The organism is Novosphingobium sp. SL115, assembly GCF_026672515.1.
Classification (GTDB): Bacteria; Pseudomonadota; Alphaproteobacteria; order Sphingomonadales; family Sphingomonadaceae; genus Novosphingobium.
Genome location: NZ_JAPPRG010000002.1, coordinates 2,941,714 through 2,960,854 on the forward strand (window position 1 = coordinate 2,941,714; position 19,141 = coordinate 2,960,854).

Here is a 19,141-nt window from a genome sequence, read left to right on the forward strand (position 1 = left end):
ACATTACTGATGTGCAAAAAGGCGACCCCTTTCGGAGCCGCCTTCACGACGTTGCAAGACCGCTTTAGTCGCGAGAATATTGCCGCAACATGAACAATCCGTGCAGGATATCGCAATGCAACAGAACGCCCCTGCCCCAAAGCCTGTCCCTTTGCAAATCTGGACAAGCGCGCAAGGCTCTGCCAAGCGCCGGGCATGACCACTGCAACGCCCAACAGCTTCCGCACGCTTCCCGATGAACGCGGCCACTTCGGCCAGTTTGGCGGCCGCTATGTCGCTGAAACGCTAATGCCGCTGATCCTCGATCTCGAAGCCGAATATCGCAAGGCCAAAGCCGACCCTGCGTTTCAGGCCGAATTCGACGATCTGCTTGAGCATTATGTCGGTCGGCCCAGCCCGCTATACTTTGCGCCCCGGCTGACCGAGGAACTGGGTGGCGCGCAAGTGTGGTTCAAGCGCGATGAGCTGAACCACACGGGCGCGCACAAGATCAACAACTGCATCGGCCAGATCCTGTTGGCCATGCGCATGGGCAAGACGCGCATCATCGCGGAAACCGGTGCGGGTCAGCATGGTGTTGCCACGGCAACCGTCTGCGCACGTTTCGGCCTGCCCTGCGTGATCTTCATGGGCGCGACCGACGTGGCGCGACAGGCGCCCAACGTGTTCCGCATGAAGCTGCTGGGCGCAGAAGTCGTGCCGGTAACGGCTGGCGCGGGCACGCTGAAGGACGCGATGAACGAGGCGCTGCGCGACTGGGTGGCGAACGTGCACAACACGTTCTACATCATCGGCACCGCCGCCGGCCCGCACCCCTACCCCGAGCTGGTCCGCGATTTTCAGAGCGTGATCGGCAAGGAAGCGCGCGTGCAGATGATGTCGCGCACCGGCCGCCTGCCCGACCTGCTGGTGGCGGCCATCGGTGGCGGATCGAACGCCATCGGCCTGTTCCACCCGTTCCTGGATGACCCCAGCGTCAAGATGCTCGGCGTCGAAGCCGCTGGGCACGGTCTGGACAAGGAACACGCCGCATCGCTGGCAGGCGGACGTCCCGGCATCCTCCACGGCAACAAGACCTATCTGCTGCAGGACGATGATGGCCAGATTCTGGAAGGCCACTCGATCAGCGCAGGGCTGGATTATCCCGGTATCGGGCCTGAACATTCATGGCTCAAGGAAATCGGCCGCGTCGATTATACCTCGGTGACCGACAAGGAAGCACTGGACTCCTTCCAGCTCCTGTGCCGCACCGAAGGCATCATCCCCGCGCTGGAACCCGCTCACGCTATTGCAGCGGTCAAGAAGGTCGCGCCAACGATGGGCAAAGACCAGATCATCCTCGCCAACCTTTGCGGTCGCGGCGACAAGGACATCTTCTCAGTGGCAGAGCATCTGGGAGTTTCGCTGTGACCCGTCTGTCCAACGCTTTTGCCAAGGGCCGCCCGGCCCTCGTCACTTTCGTGACCGGCGGCGACCCGAAACCTGACGCCACCGCCGCGATTCTCGACGCGCTGGTCGAAGGCGGCGCGGACGTGATCGAACTGGGCATGCCCTTTACCGATCCGATGGCCGATGGCCCGGCGATCCAGCTGGCCAACTTGCGCGCGCTGGGCGCAGGCACGACTACGGCTGACATCTTCGGCATCGCCGCCGCCTTCCGCGCGCGCCATGCTGAAGTGCCGCTGGTGCTGATGGGCTATGCCAACCCGATGACCATTCGCGGGGCAGACTGGTTTGCCGCCGAATGCGTGAAGGCAGGCGTCGATGGCGTGATCTGCGTCGACATTCCGCCAGAGGAAGACCCCGAACTTGGCCCGGCACTGCGCGGTGCAGGCGTCAGCCTGATCCGCCTCGCCACGCCGACGACCGACCATGCGCGCCTTCCCGCCGTGCTCGAAGGATCGTCAGGCTTCCTCTATTACGTTTCGGTCGCGGGCATCACCGGCATGCAGCAGGCAGCGCAGGCCAGCATTGATGAAGCCGTGGCCCGGATCAAGGCTTCGGCGACCATACCCGTCGCCGTCGGCTTTGGCGTGCGCACGCCCGAACAGGCCGCCGCCATTGCCAAAGTCGCTGACGGCGTGGTCGTCGGCTCCGCCTTTATCGACCTGATCGCGCAGCACGGCGCCGATGCCGCTGGCCCGGTGAAGGAACTCACCGCCGCGCTGGCCGCTGCCGTCCACTCTGCCCGCAAGGAAATCGCATGAGCTGGCTGAACAAGGTCCGCAACGCCCTCCCCTTCACGCCGAAGCGGGACACGCCGGACAATCTGTGGATCAAGTGCCCTTCGTGCAGCGAAATGCTGTTCATCAAGGACTATGAGGACAACCTTTCGGTCTGCCCGCATTGCGACCATCATGGCCGCATCGGTGCTGACGCGCGGCTTGACCAGTTGCTTGACGCCGGATTTGAACTGCTGCCCGCGCCCAAGGTCAAGGAAGATCCGCTGAAGTTCCGCGACAGCAAGAAGTATGTTGACCGGATCAAGGCAGCCCGCGCCGCCAACCCGCACCCCGATGCACTGACCAACGCCTTCGGCCGGATCGAGGGCCAGAAGGCGGTTGTCGGCGTGCAGGAATTCGCATTCATGGGCGGATCGATGGGCATGGCCGTGGGCAATGCCTTCATCGCCGGGATCAACCGTGCGGTTGCCGAAAAGTGCCCCTACATCGCCGTAACCGCCGCTGGCGGCGCGCGTATGCAGGAAGGCATCCTGTCGCTGATGCAGATGCCGCGCTCCACCGTGGCGATTGCCAAGCTGCACGCGGCAGGCCTGCCCTATATCGTGGTGCTGACCGATCCGACCACCGGCGGCGTCACCGCCAGCTATGCCATGCTGGGCGACGTGCAGATTGCCGAACCCGGCGCGCTTATCGGCTTTGCCGGACAGCGCGTAATTCAGGATACGATCCGCGAAAAGCTGCCCGAAGGCTTCCAGCGCGCCGAATATCTCCACGCCCACGGCATGGTCGATATGGTCACCCACCGCCGCGATCTGAAAGTGACGCTGGCGCAGGTGATCGATTACCTGATGGCGGCAAAGGCAGCATAAGTTCACATAATAGCACCTCCCCGGAACGGGGAGGTGGACCCGCGCAAAGTGCGGTGGAGGGGTTCGGTGAAAGACTTCGCAATCTCCGAAAACCCTGCGGTGCAGGCGCAGCTTGATCGCCTGGGCGCGCTGTCGCTGCCCTCTGGCCGCCTTGGCCTTAATACGGTGCGCGAACTGTGCGCCCGGCTTGGCAACCCGCAAGACTGCCTGCCGCCGGTGTTCCATGTTGCCGGAACCAACGGCAAAGGATCGACCTGCACTTATCTGCGCACCATTCTTGAGGCCGAAGGGCTGACGGTTCATTCCGCCACCAAACCCCACCTTGTCCGCTATAACGAACGCATCCGTCTGGCCGGCAGGCTGATCGAGGATGATCTGCTGGCCGCATTGCTCAAGGAAGTGCTGGACACCGGGGCCGATCTCGAACCCAGCTTTTTCGAGGTGACCACGGTCGCCACATTCCTTGCCTATAGCCGCTATCCTGCCGATGCCTGCGTAATCGAAACCGGGCTTGGTGGCAGGCTCGATGCCACCAATGTCATGCCTACGGCGGCGGTCTGCGGCATCGCCACGCTGGGGCTGGATCACGAAGCCTTCCTGCTTTCCCCGGAACAGGGCGTGCCTGCCGAACCTTTGGCGCGCATTGCTTTTGAAAAGGCCAGCATTGCCAAATTGGGCGTGCCGCTGGTCACCATGGCCTATCCCGCGCTGGCTGCCGATGAAGTGGCGCGCACCGCCGCCCGCATCAGCGCGCCGCTGGTGATGCGCGGGCGCGATTGGGATGTGCAGATCGCAGGGTCGATCCTTTACCGTGACGGGCAAGGCGAACTGGCTCTGCCTTTGCCGGCCCTGCCCGGCATGCATCAGGCCGAAAACGCTGCGCTGGCCGTAGCCATGCTGCGCCATCAGAACGCGGTTCGGGTGTCTCCCGGCGCCATGGGAAAAGGCATTGTCGAAGCACGCTGGCCCGCGCGGCTTCAGCGGCTTGGCGCAGGCCCGCTAACCACTCTGGCCGGGCAACGCACCATCTGGCTTGATGGCGGGCACAACCCGGATGCAGGCCTTGCCATTGCCCGGCATCTTGCATCGCAACCGCCGGTGCATCTGGTCATGGGCATGCTGGCCAGCAAAGACCCGTCTGCCATTCTCTCCCCGCTGGCAGACCGCGCCCTGTCGATCTCGGTCGTCCCTGCGCCAGGGCATGATGCACACCGGCCCGAAGACTTCGCCGCGTTCACCAGTTTGCCGGTGCGCAGTTTCGCCACCGTGCCCGAAGCGCTGGCTGCGCTGCCGCCGCACGGTGACGTGCTGATCGCCGGCTCACTCTATCTTGCAGGCGAAGTGCTGCGCCTTAACAATGAAGTGCCTGACTAAACTTCAACTCCGGTCGCTCTGAGCTTGTCGAACGGCCTATGCGCAAGACATCAGGTAAAGGGGTCGGCGTCGCGCGGTTCCTCGCCCGCCGTCCCCATCGCTGCATCCACAAGCCCGCTCCGGCTCATCCACCAGAACAGCACGATACCCGGCAGCGCAAGCACCGTGGTCAGCAAATAGAAGTTCACATAACCCATGGCTTCGATCAGCCCGCCCGCCGTGGTGCCGGTGGCAAAACGGCCGATCACGCTCGCGCTGGCGGAAATCAGCGCATATTGCGCAGCGGTATAGCGCAAATCGCACAAGGCAGAGAAATAGGCGACGACCACCACCCCGCCATAGCCCGAGGCGATGTTTTCAAACCCGATCGCGCCCGCCATCCCAAAGTTGGAATGCCCCGCAGCCGCCAGCGCTGCAAATGACAGGTTCGATACCGCCATCAGCACCAGCGCCAGCAGAACCGACCGCTTCAAGCCCATCCTGGCGTAAGCGACACCGCCAATGAACACGCCGATCAGATAGGCCCAGAAACCCACTCCGACGTCCCAGATCGCAATTTCGTCATTGGTAAAGCCAAGGTCATCGAACAGCAGGCGGAACGTCAGGTTCGCCAGCGTGTCTCCCACTTTGTGAACAAGGATGAACAGCAGCACCAGCCATGCGCCATGGCGGCGGAAAAACTCGCCAAACGGGCCGATGATGGACGCGACAGCTTCACCCACGCCCTTTTTCCCGACAGGATCGCGGTGGCGTGCAGGTTCGCCCAGCAAGAGTGCCGTCAACATTGCAGGCAGCGCGAACAGCGCGCACGCAAGGTAGGCCGCACTCCAGCCGGACCGGGCCGCAACTACCAGCGCCAATGCGCCAGCGCCGGCTGACCCGATGCGCCAGCCATACTGGCTCATCCCCGACCCGGTGCCAAGCTGGTAGGGTTTGAGCGTCTCGATCCGGTAGGCATCGATCACGATATCGAACGTCGCACCGGCCACACCCACCAGCACCGCAGCCAGTACCGTTGCGCCAAGATCTGCGCCCGGATCGACCAGCGCCAGATTGGCTACCGCCGCCATGACCAGCGATCCTGCCAGCAGCATCCACGAAACGCGCTGGCCCAGCCTGCCCAGCAGCGGAAGGCGCACACCATCCACCAGCCACGCCCAGAACACTTTCAGATTATAGACCAGAAACGCCAGCGTGAACGCGGTAACGGTCTTCTTGTCGATGCCGTCTTGCGCCAGTCGCGTGGTCAGTGTTGCGCCGATCATCGCATAGGGAAAGCCTGACGACATGCCGAGAAAGAACGCGGCGAGCGATTCTTTTTCGAAATAGGGGGCGACCGATTGCCGCAGGCTGCGCTGGTCCGAGGTGTCTGCGCTCATCGACGCGAATGCTCCCTTATCATCGCACCGCAGACTAGCGGCCATTTCTCACAAGCCTAGGGGTGACGGATTGGGCGTTTGCGCGTAAGGGGGCCGCATGACTTTTCCCCCGAAGAACCGGACTGGCCGCCCATCACGGCCCAATGCGGGACGGCCCGCTGTCCCTGAAAAGAAGCCTTTCGTGATGCGCAGCGGTGCGCCGCGCACATCACAGCCGGTTGTCGCCGCCAAACGCGCGCTCGCCGCCGATGGCTCCGAACGTGAGGGTGATCGCATCGCCAAGCTGCTGGCCCGCGCAGGCATCGCCAGCCGCCGCGAGGTGGAGCGCATGATCGAGGATGGTCGTGTCAAGATTGGCGATGAAGTTGTGACCACGCCTGCCACGCTGCTGACCAGCTTGCGCGGCGTCAGCGTTGACGGCAAGATGGTTGGCCCGATTGCCGCCCCGCGCCTGTTCCGCTTTCACAAGCCTGCGGGCCTGATTACGGCCGAGCGCGACCCCACCGGGCGCCCGACCATCTACACCGCCTTGCGCAACGCCATGCCCAAGGACACCCCGCGCGTGATGCCGGTGGGCCGGCTTGACGTGAACACCGAAGGCCTGTTGTTGATGACCAATGACGGCGAGCTGAAGCGCGCGCTGGAACTGCCATCGACCGGAATCCCTCGCACCTATCGCGCCCGTACTTTCGGCGACATCACGCAATCGCGGCTGGAAGAGCTGATGGAAGGCATCGAGATCGATGGCGTCCGTTACGGTTCGATCAACGCCAATCTTGAACGCAGCGCTGGCCGCAACAAGTGGATCGAGATGACTCTGACCGAAGGCAAGAACCGCGAAATCCGCCGCGTTCTGGAACACCTTGGCCTGGAAGTGTCACGCCTGCTACGGATCACCTACGGTCCGTTCGAACTGGCCGACCTGCAGCGCGGCAGCGTTGAGGAAATACCGCAAGTGGTCGTCGAACGCTTTCGCAAGACGCTGAAAACCCTGTGAGGATCATTGCCGGACAATGGCGCGGCCGCCCGTTGCGCGCGCCCGAAGGTGACGTGACGCGCCCCACCGCAGACCGCACCCGCGAAACGCTGTTTTCGATGCTCAACAGCCGTCTGGGCAGCTTTGAGGGACTGGCCGTAGCCGATCTGTTTGCAGGATCCGGTGCGCTGGGGCTTGAGGCGCTGTCCCGCGGCGCTGCCAGTGCCGTGCTGGTTGAGCAAGATGCTGGCGCCATCCGTGCCATCCGCGCCAACATCGCCGCGCTGCAATGCCAGTCCGCATGCGATGTGCGGGCAGCATCGGTGCTGACGCTCGGCCCTGTTAAGCAGCCGCTTGACCTTGTGATGCTGGATCCGCCCTACAAGACGGGTGCGGGCGCGGTGGCGATTGAGCGGCTGACCCGGCTGGGCTGGATTGGCGAGGGAACATGGATCAGCCTTGAAACCGCCATGGGCGAAGTGCCCGACGTGCGCAGTTGCGATGTCGATGCACAACGCAAGGTGGGCAAGGCCCTGCTTACGCTGCTTCGCCTGAAAGCTTAGGCGCGAAGACCACGCCGATCAGCGTCATCACGCCTGCCACCGTCAGGAACAGGCCGACATAGGCGGTGCCGCCTGCCCCTGCTGCCCATGCGGCCACAAACGGGGCCAGCGCACCGCCGATGATCCCGCCGATGTTGAATGCCAGCGAAATGCCGGTGTAGCGCACCGGTACTGGAAACAGCGTCGGCAGCCATGCACCCAGCGGGCCATAGGCAAGGCCCATGATGAACAGGCACGCCGCCAGCGTGGCGAATACTACCGGCAGCGATCCCGATCCCAGCCCGCTGCCAAACACCAGCCCCATGATGGCCGCCAGCACCGCCCCGGTGCCCAGCACCCGCTGCACCGACGTCCGGTCCGCCCACCAGCCTGCGACAAGGATGCCGACCGCGAAAAACATGTTCGCCCCCAGTTGCACGGCCAGAAAGTCCTGCTTGGCATAACCCAGACTGGTCGTGGCAAATGACAGCGCGAATGTGGTGGCGAGATAGAAGATCGCAAAGCAGGCAACCACGCCGGCAATCCCGGCGGCAACGGCGGGCGAATGATCGCGCAGCAGGCGGCGCAGTGGCACCTGCGGCGGCGGCGCATGTTCCATCGCCTCGCGGAACGAAGGCGTCTCGCCGATGCGCAACCGCACCCACAGGCCTACACCCACCAGAATTGCGCTGGCAAGGAACGGCACCCGCCAGCCCCAGCTTGCGAAATCCGCGTCCGACAGCCCAAGACCGAGCAGCAGAAACAGCCCGTTGGCGAAGAAAAAGCCCACGGGCGCACCAAGCTGCGGGGCGCTGCCGAACCGCGCCTCCCATCCTTTGGGGGCATTTTCAACCGCCAGCAGCGCCGCGCCGCCCCATTCCCCGCCAAGACCAAAACCCTGTCCGAAGCGCAGCAGACATAGCAGGGCCGGCGCGATCCAGCCGACCATGGCGTATGTGGGCAGGAATGCGATCAGCAGGGTGGAGCCGCCCATCAGCATCAGTGAGGCAACCAGCGTGGACTTTCGCCCGATCCGGTCGCCAAAGTGGCCGAAAGCGACCGCCCCCACCGGCCTTGCGAAAAAGGCGAGCCCGAAGGTCATGAAGGCGAGGAGAGTTTGCGCCGCCTGCGATTCTGCCGGGAAGAACAGCGGGCCGATGACCAGTGCGGCAGCGGTGGCATAAATGTAGAAATCGTAGAATTCGACTGCCGTGCCGACCAGGCTGGCGGTCAGCACGCGGCGGTGCTGGCGAATCGGATTCATCGGCAATTCCCCTCCCAAGTTGAGGGGGGTTTACACAGTTTACACGGTTCAGGAGAAAAAGTGAGATCGATCAATTTTCGATTTTTGATCGCATTTTTCGATTTTCCTCTTCGCGGCATCATTCCTTCGATATAACCGCGCCGCGCCGTGTAGGACAGCACGACAAAGGGCGCCGAACCAATCGGCGCCCTTCTCCATCACAACGTTATTTCAAACGATCAGACGCCGCCGGGATTACGGCAGCTGTCGGTCACCGTCTTGCTGCACTTGGGATAGGTCTTGCCCGCCGCAGCAGGGTCGTTGGAGGCCATACGCTGCGGCTGGGCAGCGGGCGAAGCCGTCGATGCGTCTGCGCTCATCCCCGTTGCGGCCGCACCAGTTGCTGCAGGGCCAGTCATTGCAGGATCAGAAGCAGCCGATTCAGCAGGCGGCGCCGCTGCAGGGGCCGGCTGGCCGTTTACCTGTGCCACGATGGAAGGCCAGACTTGCGTGCGCTGTTCCGGGGTCATGGCATAGACCTGATTCTTCTGATCTGTACTCAACGCCCACCAGCCCTTTTGCTGATCGGCATCAAGTGACCAGAAATAATCCTGATGGCTGGCCGACCATGCAGCATATTTTGCCTTCTTTTCAGCTGGCCAGCTGTCGATCTGGGCCTGCTGCTCTGCCGAAGGGGTAAACGACGTCGGCCCAGCCGTGACAGAATCAGCCGTGGGCGCGGTGCTGTCAGCGGGTGGCGGCGCGACATCTTGTGCCATAAGCGAAGCGGGAAGCGCGGCGATGGCAAGAGCCAGCGCACTGGTGGCAAGCATTGCTCGCATAGTCATTCTCCTGTGCTCTTATAAACCCGAAGGGTGGGCCAGACACGTCCGATCCGATGTATCTGGCCCCGATGTATCTCGCCAAGTTGCAGGAGGGTGCTGGCGTTCCCGCCTATGCGACGAGTTGTGGGCCGCAATGGGGTGAAGTGCGAAAATGGCTGCTGTATTTCAGCAAGAATTGGCACTGTGCCCTTCCACAAGACGCCTGACTTTTGGCAAAAATTAACCACTCCCCTTTCATATCAAGGCCAAGGGCAACTTCGGTTCACGGCGTTTATCATTTTCCGGGACATCATTCCCGGCGACGCCTGGGCAAATTGAGTGGGGACAAAATGGGCGACATTATCCGCAACATCATGATGGGCTTGGGCTGCCTGTCGCTGCTCTGGTTGGGATCATGCGCCATCATGGGGGCGACCACGGTGGCGGTGGTTGGCAAGGCAGCAGACAAAGCGGCCAAAACCTATGAGAAGGAAGAGCTGAAGTGGCACAATGACCGCGACAACAACGCGGACCCTTATCACGAACATTCCGATTACAACGCCGACTACTACGAAAACTACGAATGACGCCATGGTCAGGACATGACCGCCCAGCCTCTTGTGGCAGGCGGCGATGTTCTCTAACCGTTCCGTTGTGTCGGAACATGCGAATCAAGATCAGAGCTGGCTGGATGGCCTGAACCCGCCCCAGCGTGAGGCAGTGACCACCACTGAAGGGCCGGTGCTGATGCTGGCTGGCGCGGGCACGGGTAAGACCGCAGCACTGACCGCGCGCCTTGCCAACCTGCTGCGTCAACGGCTTGCCTGGCCCAGCGAAATCCTGTGCGTGACTTTTACCAACAAGGCAGCGCGCGAAATGCGCGAACGGGTGGGGCACCTGATTGGCCCCGCAGTGGAAGGTATGCCGTGGCTGGGCACGTTCCACGCCATTGCTGCCAAGATGCTGCGCCGCCACGCCGAACTGGTGGGGTTGCAATCCAACTTCACGATCATTGATACCGACGACCAGTTACGCTTGCTGAAACAGTTGATCGTGGCCGAAGGCGTGGATGACAAGCGTTGGCCCGCCAAGCTGCTGGCGGGACTGATCGACAAATGGAAGAACCGGGGGCTGAATCCGGCTGATCTGGATGCGCTGGACAACGAAGCCTATGCCAATGGCAAGGGCCAGCGGTTTTATGCACTGTATCAGAACCGGTTGCGCGATCTGAACGCCTGCGATTTCGGCGATCTGCTGATGCATATGCTGAACATTTTCCGGCGTCACCGCGACGTGCTGGAAATGTGGCAGCAGCGCTTCAAATACGTGATGGTGGACGAATATCAGGACACCAACGCCGTGCAGTATCTATGGCTGCGGCTGATAGCCCAGACCCGCAAGAACATCTGCGTTGTGGGCGACGATGACCAGTCGATCTATTCCTGGCGCGGCGCGGAAGTTGCCAATATTCTGCGGTTTGAAAAGGATTTTCCCGGCGCGAAAGTGATCCGGCTGGAACAAAACTACCGTTCCACGCCGCATATTCTGGGCGCGGCGGCAGGACTGATTGCCGAGAACAGCGAACGGCTGGGCAAGACGCTGTGGACCGAGATTGACGGCGGCGACAAAGTGCGCGTGATCGGGGTGTGGGATGCCCCCGAAGAAGCGCGGCGGATTGGCGAGGAGATCGAACGGCTTGAGCGCGAAGGTGCGCCGCTGGACCGCATTGCCATTCTGGTGCGCGCGCAGTTCCAGACGCGCAATATCGAAGATCGCTTCATCCAGATCGGCCTTGGCTATCGCATCATCGGGGGGTTCCGGTTCTACGAACGCGCTGAAATCCGCGATGCGCTGGCCTATCTGCGCCAGATTGCCAGCCCGCAGGACGATCTGGCGTTCGAACGGATTTATAATACGCCCAAGCGCGGCCTTGGCGACAAGACGCTGGAAAAGCTGCACCGCCACGCACGAGCGCGCAGCATTCCTCTGTCAGCGGCATCGGTGGAAATTCTCGACACCGACGAATTGCCTGCAAGGGCGCGGGGCACTTTGGCAGCATTGATGCGCGATTTTGCGCGGTGGCGCGATGCGGCAAAGACTCTGGTTCCGGCAGAACTGGCGCGCACGGTGCTGGATGAAAGCGGATATACCGCAGCGCTGCAGGCGGAAAAAACCGCCGAAGCAGCGGGCCGGTTGGAAAACCTGACCGAACTTGCCCGTGCGATGGAAGAGTATGAAACGCTGGGCGATTTCCTGGAACACGTCTCGCTGGTGATGGACAACGAAGCGACCTCGGACGAGGAGAAGGTCACCATAATGACCATCCACGGCGCCAAGGGTCTGGAATTCAACAACGTATTCCTGCCCGGCTGGGAAGAAGGGGTGTTTCCATCGCAGCGGTCATTGGACGAAGGGGGCCTTGCCAGTCTGGAGGAAGAACGCCGTCTGGCCTATGTGGCGATCACGCGCGCGCGGCAGCGCTGCACCATTCTGCATGCCGCCAATCGCCAGATTTACGGACAGTGGACCAGTTCCATACCGTCGCGCTTTATTGGCGAACTGCCGGCAGAGCATATCGAGGAAGAAACCACGCTGTCAGGCGGCGCATCAATGTGGCGTGCCAACTGGAGCGAGCGGGATGATCCCTTTGCCCATGTCGCACAGGCACAGCCCGCACGTGGAACGGCGCGTGGCCCCGGCTGGCAAAGGGCGGCGGCCCAGCCGTTCGATCCCAAACCGCGCCGGATTGCCGAAAGCACCCGCAGCGCGGCGAGCTTTGCCGCCAAGCCCCGCAACGACGTGGCCGTGGGGGCACGGGTCTTCCATGAAAAGTTCGGCTATGGGGTGATTGCGGCGCAGGAAGGCAACAAGCTGGAAATCGATTTCGAAGGCAGCGGCCGCAAGCGCGTGATCGACAGCTTTGTGAAGCTGGCGGGAGAATAGACTGAAAGTCAGGGCTGGGCACTATTGAACTGCGCCCGGCCTATTTGAGACTTTACAGCGCGGATACGGCCAGAAATTCGGGGATCGGGCCATTCCATTCGCCGGGTTTGCTCGGCGGGTCGATGGAGTCGCGGCGCTGGTAGCTGCGTTCTTCATGCGGAGGCCGGGCATCGTTGCGCTGTTCTGGGCGCTGTTCGCGTTCGAGGCGAGCCTTGCGATCTTCGCGGGCGGGACGTTCAGGCCGCTCTCTGCGCTTTTCGCGCTTGGGCTCTTCGCGGGCGTCTTCGGTCCGCTCAGGACGTCGTTCGGGCTTTGCCTCGCGGGGCTTGCGCTCTTCCTTACCCGGCAGTTCGAGCTTGAATTCCGGGATTTTGGTGCCCTGCAGCTTTTCGACGTTCTCGATGGATTCGAGATCTTCGTCCGAAACCAGCGTGAACGCGCGGCCAGTGGCACCGCCGCGACCGGTGCGGCCGATGCGGTGGACATAATCGTCCGGATGCCAAGGGGTGTCAAAATTGAAGACGTGGCTGACGCCCTTCACATCAAGCCCGCGTGCGGCGACGTCGGACGCGCACAGGATGTTGATGCCGCCGTCCTTGAACTTCTGCAGTTCGGCGTTGCGGGCGTTCTGGTCCATGTCGCCATGGATTTCGCCAGCGGCAAAGCCGTGACTTTGCAGTGATTTGGCCAGTTCGCGCACCGTCGTCTTGCGGTTGGCAAAGATAATGGCGGTGGTGACATTGTCGGTGCGCAGCAGGTGGCGAAGGACTTCCCGCTTCTGCCGCGAGGCGCAACGCACCTTGTGTTGGACAATGCTGGTATTGGTGCTGGCCGGGCGGGCGACCTCAATCGATTTGGGGTTCGTCAGGAACTTGTCCGCCAGCTTCTTGATCGGCGGCGGCATAGTGGCCGAAAACAGCAGGGTCTGACGCTGTGCCGGAAGCTTGGTGCAGATATTCTCGATGTCGGGGATGAAACCCATGTCGAGCATGCGGTCGGCTTCGTCAATCACCAACATATCGCAGCCGGTCAGCAGGATCTTGCCACGTTCGAACAAGTCCATCAGGCGGCCGGGCGTGGCGATGAGCACGTCAACGCCGTCTTGAAGAGCCTTTACCTGATCGCCCATCTGCACACCGCCAATGAGCAGCGCCATTTTAAGGTCGTGGTTCTTGCCATACTTTTCAAAGTTTTCGGCAACTTGCGCGGCCAGCTCGCGGGTGGGTTCAAGAATAAGCGAACGCGGCATCAGCGCGCGGCGGCGGCCATGAGCCAGAATATCGATCATCGGCAGCACGAAGCCGGCAGTCTTACCGGTGCCGGTCTGGGCGATGCCGATAATGTCCTTCATCATCAGAACTGCGGGGATCGCCTGCGCCTGGATCGGAGTTGGCTCATCATAACCGGCATCAAGCACCGACTGGAGCAATTCATCCGAGAGGCCGAGGTCGGCAAACTTCATGCAGGCTATTTTCCGAAAGCAAGAGCGGCGCGATGGTGCGCCTGCCGGTAGTGCGCATTTGCATGGCGCGACGGACCGGAAGCCGCGCTATGCCGATATACTGCGAAAAGTCAAGAAATCCGCGCCGTATCGGCAGCGTCAATCGTCGTCCGGAACCAGTTCGCGCAGGCGCGTGACCGCGCAATTGGCCCCGGCGCGCGAATGAATGGTATCACGCCCGGCGCAAAGCTGGCCATCGGTGCTGCGCTCTACATAAAAACCCTGATAGAAATCGCGCGCACGGCAAGTCTTGTCGAGGCTGGCCCCAATCAGCTTGCGATTGCGGGTGACCAGAAGGAGGCGGTCAGGCGATTCGATCTGAACCCCGGCAATGCTGGCGATCGGCAGGCATTTGTCGGTCTTGCGTTCATAAAAGCGCGGGAGCTGCGGCGGCCCGGGCGGCATGGCGAACATCTGGCCCGGCCCACGCGGAGCAATGCGGATAATCATGCGCTGTTCGACGCGCATCTGCTGCCACGCATCATCGGCCAGCAATTGCGAAAATGCACCCGCAGCCAAGGCATCATCGGCTATGGGCGGGCCTGCCGGGATGCTGGCGGCCAGCACCCGCGCATCGGGCCATCCACCCTGCTGGGCCGAATCACCCTGCGCGAAATTGCCCGCCGTCAGCGGGAACAACATCGCCAGAGGCGCTAGGAAGTGGGCAAGGCTCGACATCTGAAAACGTGAATACTCTTTTCGACCCCATGGCGGCGATTGCGGCCCTGATCCGCTTTTGTCCGCTGCATCAGTTCCTAGCGCAAAGGCTTGAACCTTCGCTTAACCCGGAAACCTTAACCCGGCTGCAGAGAAAAATGAATTGCCCGAATGGCGCAGGCAAGGCTAGCCGGTCTGGTCATGCACCACACCTTCCTTGATGCAGCCGCAAATCTGCTTGGCCCCAAAGGCCTGACCACCCAGTCCGATGACATCGAGCCATGGCTGACCGACTGGCGTGGGCGCTACACCGGCAAGGCCATAGCCCTCGCCTCGCCCGCCAGCACGGCCGAAGTGGCAGCGCTGGTCCGGCTTTGCGCAGCACATGGGGTGAAGATCGTGCCCCAAGGCGGCAACAGCGGCATGTCGGGCGGTGCAACGCCGTTCGATGGCGGGGATGAATTGCTGCTGTCGCTGCGGCGCATGAACCGGATCACCGCACTGGATCGCGCGGCCCGAACGGCAACATGCGAAGCAGGCGTGATCCTGCAGATCCTGCACGAGGCTGCGGAAGCCGAAGGTTTGCGCTTTCCGCTGTCACTGGGGGGCAAGGGATCGGCCACCATCGGCGGGCTGGTATCGACAAATGCGGGCGGAACGCAGGTTTTGCGCCACGGATCGATGCGCGCGCTGGTGCTGGGGCTGGAAGGCGTTCTGGCCGACGGATCAGTGCTGAACCAGCTTGTCCCGCTGAAAAAGGACAATCGCGGGTTCGACCTGAAGCAGGTGCTGATCGGGTCGGAAGGAACGCTGGGAATTGTCACCGCAGCGACCCTGAAACTGGAGCCGGGCATTGCAGGGCGCAGCGTGATGTGGGCAGGCACGGCGTCGCTGCAGGATGCGCGCGCTCTGCTGCTGCTGGCGCAGGACATGGCCGGAGATTTGCTGGAAGGGTTTGAGGTTCTACCCCAGCACAGTCTGGAAGCGGTGATGGCCTATATGCCTGATGTGCGCGCGCCGCTGGCGGACACCTATGCGTGGCATGCCCTGATCGAACTGGTGGCGGGCGATACCGAAACGGCTGCGCGTCTGCCCGACATTGCCGAAAACCTGCTGGGTGCGGCGTTAGAGCGCGGATTGATTGGCGATGCGACGATTGCCGCCAGCGAGGATCAGGCCGAGCGGCTGTGGCTGATCCGCGAATCGATTTCTCCGGCAGAGCGCGCCATCGGGCCTGCGATGCAGCACGACATTTCCGTTCCGGTGGAAAAGATGCCCGCCTTTGTCGAAGCCGCCGTGCCTGCGCTGGAAAGCGCATGGCCGGGCACGATGGCGGTGTGTTTTGGCCATCTGGGCGACGGTAATGTCCATTTTCATGTGATCGCTCCGCCAGGCAGCGACCGCACACAGTGGGAAGCGGGCGATGGCAAGGCGATCAGCGCGCAGGTCCACGACATGGTAACCGATTGGGGCGGATCGATTTCTGCCGAGCACGGCATTGGCCGCCTGAAGCGTGACGAACTGGCACGACTGGGGGATCCGACGATGCTGGCGATGATGCGGGCGATCAAGCACGCGCTTGACCCGCACGGCCTGCTAAACCCCGGAAAGCTGGTGTAACGCGGCTTGCGCCTCCCCGTGCCAGCCCCTAAGAACCGCGGTTCCCGCAAATGCCGCGGTCCAAGCCCGACTATGCCGCGCGTACCGTGTTGAATTTTGGAGAGATGCAAAATGGCCAGCGCGCCGCAAGCCAACCTGCCGATGTTCTACAATGACCTGATGCCGCTCAACAGCCGGGACCACGCAACGTGGAAGGCCAAGAACGCGGACACGGCACCCTGGCTGATCGGCCAGCACGCCATCCCGCTGACGGCAGAGGAATTCCCGCAGGCAGCAAGGCATTATCCGATCATCTTTGCATCGGGCGACAATCCTGTGCCACTGGCGCTGATGGGCCTGAACGAAGGCGTGAACGTCTTTGTCGACGAAGACGGCAAGGTCACGCAGCCGATCTACATTCCGGCTTATGTTCGCCGCTATCCCTTCCTGCTCGCCAAGCTGAACCCCAACAGCGAAGAACTTTCGCTGTGCTTTGACCCGTCTTCGGGTCTGCTGGGTGATTCGGTTGAAGGCGCAGACCTGTTTACCGACAGCCAGCCTTCGGAAGCCACCAAGTCCGCGCTGGCATTCTGCGAACAGTTTGAACAGGCAGGCCAGCGCACCCAGGCCTTCATCGACGAGCTGAAGAAGCACGATCTGCTGATGGAAGGCGAAGTGGCCATCCAGCAGCAGGGCAACGACCAGCCCTTCATCTATCGCGGCTTCCAGATGGTCAATCAGGACAAGCTGCGCGACATCCGTGGCGATGTGCTGCGTGGCTGGGCGCAAAGCGGGCTGCTGCCGCTGCTTTATGCACATCTGTTCTCGCTGGAGCTTATCAGCCAAGTGTTTGGCGCTCAGGTTCAGCTTGGCAAGGGGCCGCTTCCGGCTGTTGCTGTTCCGGCCTGATGACCGGATAATTGGTGGCCGTGCAATCTGGTCACACAAAAATCAAAAAAGGCGGCGACCACTCGGTTCGTCGCCTTTTTTCTTTGGGTGTGACAAATTTCCCTCAAAAGTCCTTGCAGCGGCAACCGCGTGCGCCTATTTAGAGATTGTTGCGTTGCGGCTCCCCTCATGGCCCAGCGTAACTGGTGCGCTTCACGGCGCACCTCCTCCCTGAACCTTGGCCACCTGGAGCATGCTCCAGGTGGTTTTTTCTTTCCAAGATCAGTGGCTTAGACCCAGAGAAAGCGCGCTATTCGGCGGCTGCGCGCCAGCGTCCGCGATTGGACGTCCGGCCCAAATCAGCCACATCCACGGCAAGGCGCCGGACCAGCCCGATCAGCAGATCTATTGTCGCGGCGAAGCCGGGGCCAGGTTCAGCCATGCGCGAATCAAGATAGCAAGTACGATCAATCTCGATCTGCAGACAGTGCAGGCCTTCTTGGCGGGCAGCATGACGTTCCAGCACGAAACCGCCTGCGTAAGGGCGGTTATGCGCCGCGCGCCGTGCCGATTCGGCAAGATGACTGAACGCCGAGGCGACGATGCCGCCGTCACACGATGCGCCGAAACGATCCCCGATCACAAATTCAGGCGCTTTTTCACCCGGTGAGCGGGCAGCAAGCGGCGGCATCGAATGCAGATCGATCAACAGCGCGGCGCCCCAGCGATCACGAATGCCTTCCAGCGTTTCCGCCAGCACAGCGTGGTAGGGCTGATGAATCGCAGCGATGCGTTCGGTCAGTTCGCAATGATCGAGCCGCCGCTTCCACAATTCGCCCAGTCCCGGCAAGCGACGCGGCACCAGCCCCAATCCGCTGCGCGCCCGGCGGCCAGTGACCTGCGGAAAACCGCTGCCATGCCCTTTATCCGCAGAGGCATCAGCCGGAGGGGCGCTCAACATTTCCCAGTCCACATCGTCGCTCGCCCGGTTTAGGTCGAGCATGGCGCGCGGAGCATGGGCCACCAGCAGCGCTGCACCGGTTTCCTTTGACACGGCATCGCCCAGAAGATCGGCGTAGCGATCCTCCAATCGGGGCGCGGCAAAGGCGGGGTGGCGCATGCGATCAAGCAGCGATGTGGCATAGGCCCGACCGGCGTGGGGCACGGCGATCACCACGGGAATCGGTGAAGGATCGATCATCTTGAGAGAAAATGCTGGGGTGCCGGGATTGCCGGGCACTGCGCCCCCCTGGACCAGCACCGAATCACCCGCCTTATCGCCATCACGATTCATGGTTGGAACCGTGCAACCGATTCGCGTTGAAGTCAAAACAACGTCTGACAGCGCTGCAGGAAAGGTGGAGCGAACCCGATGCGGTATTTCTCCTGAAATTCTCGTCGGGTCAGCGGGAGAATGTTAACCGGATCGGGTGTAAGGCATTGCCCTGTTCGCAGCGGTCCAAACGCGCCGGACACCCCCTCTCGATAACAGAAAACAGGTTGGCCATGATCCGCATTCTGCTCGCCGAAGATGAAGAGGCGATGCGCACTTATCTGTCCCGCGCGCTGGAGAATGCCGGTTACAGCGTTGTCGCGGTCGACCGTGGCACTGCCGCTGTGCCGCTGCTGGAACGCGAACATTTCGATCTGCTGCTGTCCGACATTGTGATGCCGGAAATGGACGGGATCGAACTGGCGCAGCGTTGCGCCGAAATCAGCCCATCCACCAAAGTCATGTTCATTACCGGCTTTGCCGCCGTAACGCTCAAAGCCAATCGTGAAGCCCCGCAGGCGCGCGTGCTGTCCAAGCCGTTCCACTTGCGCGATCTGGTGCTGGAAGTGGAACGGGTGTTTGAAGAAGCATCCTTTACCGGCACGCGACAGCCCTGAACACTTTTTGCACACTTTCCCCCTTGTCAGGGCGGAGGGGCAAGGCTAATGGGCCGCTTCCCGACGACGCAACGGACTTTCTGAAACGTCTGAAGGGCTTGATGGTGCGGGCGTATAGCTCAGTGGTAGAGCACTATGTTGACATCGTAGGGGTCGCAAGTTCAATCCTTGCTACGCCCACCATCCCAAGAAAAACCCCGCCGCTGGCGGGGTTTTTTGTTTGCGGGAATGTGATGATCTGGCCAGCTTAACTTGCTGACAGGGGCCATATGA

The 19,141-nt window shown here is 62.0% G+C and carries 17 protein-coding genes and 1 tRNA gene; 12 read left to right on the top strand and 6 right to left on the bottom strand.

The features are described from left to right. The first annotated feature begins 195 nt into the window (after nucleotides 1-195). The 4 genes from trpB to OVA07_RS15755 all read left to right on the top strand — a co-directional run bounded on the left by trpB (nucleotide 196) and on the right by OVA07_RS15755 (nucleotide 4,426). A complete protein-coding gene (trpB, locus tag OVA07_RS15740) occupies nucleotides 196-1,410 on the top strand; it encodes a tryptophan synthase subunit beta (protein ID WP_268172466.1) in 1,215 nt (404 codons plus the stop codon). Continuing rightward, nucleotides 1,407-2,207: a tryptophan synthase subunit alpha gene (gene trpA / locus OVA07_RS15745; protein ID WP_268172468.1), complete on the top strand. Its 801-nt coding sequence runs from the start codon at nucleotides 1,407-1,409 to the stop codon at nucleotides 2,205-2,207. The genes trpB and trpA overlap by 4 nt, the downstream gene beginning before the upstream one ends. Then, nucleotides 2,204-3,052 carry an acetyl-CoA carboxylase, carboxyltransferase subunit beta gene (accD, locus tag OVA07_RS15750; RefSeq protein ID WP_268172469.1) on the top strand — a complete coding sequence of 283 codons (849 nt, stop codon included), beginning with the start codon at nucleotides 2,204-2,206 and terminating at the stop codon, nucleotides 3,050-3,052. The genes trpA and accD overlap by 4 nt, the downstream gene beginning before the upstream one ends. 66 nt (nucleotides 3,053-3,118) lie before the next feature. After that, nucleotides 3,119-4,426, top strand: coding sequence for a bifunctional folylpolyglutamate synthase/dihydrofolate synthase (locus OVA07_RS15755; protein ID WP_268172470.1), 1,308 nt, complete (start codon nucleotides 3,119-3,121; stop codon nucleotides 4,424-4,426). A gap of 50 nt (nucleotides 4,427-4,476) precedes the next feature. On the opposite strand, the gene OVA07_RS15760 is transcribed toward OVA07_RS15755, so the two are convergent. After that, nucleotides 4,477-5,805, bottom strand: coding sequence for an AmpG family muropeptide MFS transporter (locus tag OVA07_RS15760; protein ID WP_268172471.1), 1,329 nt, complete (start codon nucleotides 5,803-5,805; stop codon nucleotides 4,477-4,479). 97 nt (nucleotides 5,806-5,902) lie between these two features. Here OVA07_RS15760 and OVA07_RS15765 point away from each other — a divergent pair, with 97 nt between their 5' ends. Beyond that, nucleotides 5,903-6,802, top strand: a complete 900-nt coding sequence (locus OVA07_RS15765) for a pseudouridine synthase (RefSeq protein WP_268172472.1) — start codon at nucleotides 5,903-5,905, stop codon at nucleotides 6,800-6,802. Next, nucleotides 6,799-7,344 (top strand): 16S rRNA (guanine(966)-N(2))-methyltransferase RsmD, encoded by a 546-nt coding sequence (rsmD, locus tag OVA07_RS15770; protein WP_268172473.1) that lies wholly within the window; start codon nucleotides 6,799-6,801, stop codon nucleotides 7,342-7,344. The genes OVA07_RS15765 and rsmD overlap by 4 nt, the downstream gene beginning before the upstream one ends. Here the strand turns inward: rsmD and OVA07_RS15775 are convergent. Together OVA07_RS15775 and OVA07_RS15780 are read right to left on the bottom strand one after the other, a co-directional pair. Then, a complete protein-coding gene (locus OVA07_RS15775; RefSeq protein WP_268172474.1) occupies nucleotides 7,319-8,587 on the bottom strand; it encodes an MFS transporter in 1,269 nt (422 codons plus the stop codon). The genes rsmD and OVA07_RS15775 overlap by 26 nt on opposite strands. A gap of 218 nt (nucleotides 8,588-8,805) precedes the next feature. Beyond that, nucleotides 8,806-9,408: a hypothetical protein gene (locus OVA07_RS15780; RefSeq protein WP_268172475.1), complete on the bottom strand. Its 603-nt coding sequence runs from the start codon at nucleotides 9,406-9,408 to the stop codon at nucleotides 8,806-8,808. Nucleotides 9,409-9,740: 332 nt separating this feature from the next. Here OVA07_RS15780 and OVA07_RS15785 point away from each other — a divergent pair, with 332 nt between their 5' ends. Beyond that, on the top strand, nucleotides 9,741-9,977 hold the full coding sequence (locus tag OVA07_RS15785; protein ID WP_268172476.1) for a hypothetical protein: 237 nt from the start codon (nucleotides 9,741-9,743) through the stop codon (nucleotides 9,975-9,977). A 46-nt stretch (nucleotides 9,978-10,023) separates the two neighbouring features. After that, nucleotides 10,024-12,333, top strand: coding sequence for an ATP-dependent helicase (locus OVA07_RS15790; RefSeq protein ID WP_268172477.1), 2,310 nt, complete (start codon nucleotides 10,024-10,026; stop codon nucleotides 12,331-12,333). A gap of 52 nt (nucleotides 12,334-12,385) precedes the next feature. On the opposite strand, the gene OVA07_RS15795 is transcribed toward OVA07_RS15790, so the two are convergent. Both OVA07_RS15795 and OVA07_RS15800 read right to left on the bottom strand, forming a co-directional pair. Continuing rightward, nucleotides 12,386-13,795, bottom strand: coding sequence for a DEAD/DEAH box helicase (locus OVA07_RS15795; protein ID WP_268172479.1), 1,410 nt, complete (start codon nucleotides 13,793-13,795; stop codon nucleotides 12,386-12,388). A gap of 138 nt (nucleotides 13,796-13,933) precedes the next feature. Continuing rightward, nucleotides 13,934-14,512, bottom strand: a complete 579-nt coding sequence (locus OVA07_RS15800; RefSeq protein WP_268172481.1) for a hypothetical protein — start codon at nucleotides 14,510-14,512, stop codon at nucleotides 13,934-13,936. A gap of 150 nt (nucleotides 14,513-14,662) precedes the next feature. On the opposite strand from OVA07_RS15800, the gene OVA07_RS15805 reads away from it, so the two are divergent. Further along, entirely contained in the window at nucleotides 14,663-16,111 is a 1,449-nt protein-coding gene (locus OVA07_RS15805) for an FAD-binding oxidoreductase (RefSeq protein ID WP_268172482.1), read from the top strand. 111 nt (nucleotides 16,112-16,222) lie between these two features. Then, nucleotides 16,223-16,999 (top strand): SapC family protein, encoded by a 777-nt coding sequence (locus tag OVA07_RS15810; RefSeq protein WP_268172483.1) that lies wholly within the window; start codon nucleotides 16,223-16,225, stop codon nucleotides 16,997-16,999. A gap of 289 nt (nucleotides 17,000-17,288) precedes the next feature. On the opposite strand, the gene OVA07_RS15815 is transcribed toward OVA07_RS15810, so the two are convergent. Next, the gene (locus tag OVA07_RS15815; protein ID WP_268172485.1) at nucleotides 17,289-18,272 is read right to left on the bottom strand and encodes an N-formylglutamate amidohydrolase; all 984 of its coding nucleotides are present in this window, start codon (nucleotides 18,270-18,272) and stop codon (nucleotides 17,289-17,291) included. Between the two features lie 212 nt (nucleotides 18,273-18,484). Here OVA07_RS15815 and cpdR point away from each other — a divergent pair, with 212 nt between their 5' ends. Both cpdR and OVA07_RS15825 read left to right on the top strand, forming a co-directional pair. Continuing rightward, nucleotides 18,485-18,868 carry a cell cycle two-component system response regulator CpdR gene (gene cpdR, locus OVA07_RS15820; RefSeq protein WP_268172486.1) on the top strand — a complete coding sequence of 128 codons (384 nt, stop codon included), beginning with the start codon at nucleotides 18,485-18,487 and terminating at the stop codon, nucleotides 18,866-18,868. Nucleotides 18,869-18,976: 108 nt separating this feature from the next. Then, nucleotides 18,977-19,051: transfer RNA gene (locus OVA07_RS15825), tRNA-Val, on the top strand. The last annotated feature ends 90 nt before the right edge of the window (nucleotides 19,052-19,141 follow it).

Excerpts from the sequence above, each read along its gene's own strand:
- trpB (WP_268172466.1), top strand. The coding sequence starts at position 196 with ATGACCACTGCAACGCCCAACAGCTTCCGCACGCTTCCCGATGAACGC.
- accD (WP_268172469.1), top strand. The coding sequence starts at position 2,204 with ATGAGCTGGCTGAACAAGGTCCGCAACGCCCTCCCCTTCACGCCGAAG.
- OVA07_RS15760 (WP_268172471.1), bottom strand. The coding sequence starts at position 5,805 with ATGAGCGCAGACACCTCGGACCAGCGCAGCCTGCGGCAATCGGTCGCC.
- OVA07_RS15765 (WP_268172472.1), top strand. The coding sequence starts at position 5,903 with ATGACTTTTCCCCCGAAGAACCGGACTGGCCGCCCATCACGGCCCAAT.
- OVA07_RS15775 (WP_268172474.1), bottom strand. The coding sequence starts at position 8,587 with ATGAATCCGATTCGCCAGCACCGCCGCGTGCTGACCGCCAGCCTGGTC.
- OVA07_RS15780 (WP_268172475.1), bottom strand. The coding sequence starts at position 9,408 with ATGCGAGCAATGCTTGCCACCAGTGCGCTGGCTCTTGCCATCGCCGCG.
- OVA07_RS15785 (WP_268172476.1), top strand. The coding sequence starts at position 9,741 with ATGGGCGACATTATCCGCAACATCATGATGGGCTTGGGCTGCCTGTCG.
- OVA07_RS15790 (WP_268172477.1), top strand. The coding sequence starts at position 10,024 with ATGTTCTCTAACCGTTCCGTTGTGTCGGAACATGCGAATCAAGATCAG.
- OVA07_RS15795 (WP_268172479.1), bottom strand. The coding sequence starts at position 13,795 with ATGAAGTTTGCCGACCTCGGCCTCTCGGATGAATTGCTCCAGTCGGTG.
- OVA07_RS15800 (WP_268172481.1), bottom strand. The coding sequence starts at position 14,512 with ATGTCGAGCCTTGCCCACTTCCTAGCGCCTCTGGCGATGTTGTTCCCG.
- OVA07_RS15805 (WP_268172482.1), top strand. The coding sequence starts at position 14,663 with ATGGCGCAGGCAAGGCTAGCCGGTCTGGTCATGCACCACACCTTCCTT.
- OVA07_RS15810 (WP_268172483.1), top strand. The coding sequence starts at position 16,223 with ATGGCCAGCGCGCCGCAAGCCAACCTGCCGATGTTCTACAATGACCTG.
- OVA07_RS15815 (WP_268172485.1), bottom strand. The coding sequence starts at position 18,272 with ATGAATCGTGATGGCGATAAGGCGGGTGATTCGGTGCTGGTCCAGGGG.
- cpdR (WP_268172486.1), top strand. The coding sequence starts at position 18,485 with ATGATCCGCATTCTGCTCGCCGAAGATGAAGAGGCGATGCGCACTTAT.